The organism is Streptomyces spiramenti (genome assembly GCF_012034385.1).
Classification (GTDB): domain Bacteria; phylum Actinomycetota; class Actinomycetes; order Streptomycetales; family Streptomycetaceae; genus Streptomyces; species Streptomyces spiramenti.
Genome location: NZ_JAAVJB010000444.1, coordinates 1 through 1,459, shown reverse-complemented (window position 1 = coordinate 1,459; position 1,459 = coordinate 1). Strand labels below are relative to the sequence as shown.

Here is a 1,459-nt window from a genome sequence, read left to right as displayed (position 1 = left end):
GTCGGGCGGGGCTGACGGCCCCGCCCGACCGGGACGCCCCTCGGGTCCGCTCCCCGGGCGGACCGGCGCGGGGACGCGGCCGGGGGCGGGCTACTGTCGGAGCCATGCGAGACCTTCCCGCCGGCTACAGCCCCGACGACATCGAGCGCTGGGACCCGGAGCCCGACAAACGGCCCGGGCGCACCGCCTTTCAGCGCGACCGGGCCCGGGTGCTGCACTCCGCGGCGTTGCGGCGGCTGGCGGGGAAGACCCAGGTGGTCACCCCGGACCAGCCGGAGGCGCAGCACGCCTGGGACGCGAGCCCGCGGACCCGGCTCACGCACTCGCTGGAGTGCGCGCAGATCGGCCGGGAACTCGGCGCCGTCCTCGGCTGCGACCCGGACCTGGTGGAGACCGCCTGCCTCGCGCACGACCTCGGTCATCCGCCCTTCGGCCACAACGGCGAGGGCGCCCTCGCGGAACTGGCGGAGCCGTGCGGCGGGTTCGAGGGGAACGCCCAGTCGCTGCGGTTGCTGACGCGGCTGGAGCCCAAGCGGTTCCGCGGCGGTGACGAGAGCGCGCCGGCGGGTCTGAACCTGACGCGGGCGGCGCTGGACGCGGCGACCAAGTACCCCTGGCCGCGCGGGGTCCACCCCGAGGAGCCCGCGGCCCGCAAGTTCGGGGTCTACCCGGACGACCTGCCCGTCTTCCGCTGGTTGCGGGAGGGGGCGCCCTCGGGCGGCCGTACGTTCGAGGCGCAGGTGATGGACTGGGCCGACGACGTGGCCTACTCGGTGCACGACGTGGAGGACGGCCTCCACGCCGGCCACCTCGACCCCAACGTGCTGCTGGCCGAGCCGGAGCGGCAGGGCGTCTTCGCGGTGGCCGCCTCCCGCTACGCGCCGCCCGGCACCGGCCCCGAGGAACTGGCAGCCGCGCTGGACCGGTTGCTGGAACAGGAGTGGTGGCCGCACGGCTACGACGGGACCGCCCCGGCCCAGGTGCGGCTGAAGAACGCCACGAGCCAGCTGATCGGCCGGTTCTGCCTGTCGGCGGAGGCCGCGACGCGCGCCCGCTTCGGCAACGGCCCCCTCACCCGCTACGGCGCGGAGCTGATCGTGCCGCGCGGGACCCGCCTGGAGTGCGACGTCCTCAAGGCGGTCGCCGACGTGTACGTGATGCAGCGGCCCGACCAGGAGCGGATGCGGGGGTGGCAGCGGGAGCTGCTGGCGGAGCTGGGCGAGGCGCTGGTGCGCAGGGCGCCCGACGGGCTGGACCCGCAGTACCGGGCGCTGTACGCCTCGGCCACCGACGACCGGGAGCGGCTGCGGGTGATCGTCGACCAGATGGCCGCCCTGACCGACGCCTCGGCCCGCTCGCTGCACGCCCGCCTCACCGCCCGCTGAGCGGGACGGCGGGCCGACCGCCGTCCCGCAGCGGGGCGCCCCGGGCCGGTCCCGTCGCCGACCCCGGCCGGGTG

1 protein-coding gene is annotated in these 1,459 nt (G+C 76.8%); it reads left to right on the top strand.

Annotated features, from left to right (window positions below; genetic code table 11):
* The first annotated feature begins 104 nt into the window (after window positions 1–104).
* Window positions 105–1,385, top strand: coding sequence for a deoxyguanosinetriphosphate triphosphohydrolase (locus HCJ92_RS24040; protein WP_167935706.1), 1,281 nt, complete (start codon window positions 105–107; stop codon window positions 1,383–1,385).
* The last annotated feature ends 74 nt before the right edge of the window (window positions 1,386–1,459 follow it).

What these genes read in the sequence shown, in the direction of transcription:
- HCJ92_RS24040 (WP_167935706.1), top strand. Translation starts at nt 105, where the DNA reads ATGCGAGACCTTCCCGCCGGCTACAGCCCCGACGACATCGAGCGCTGG.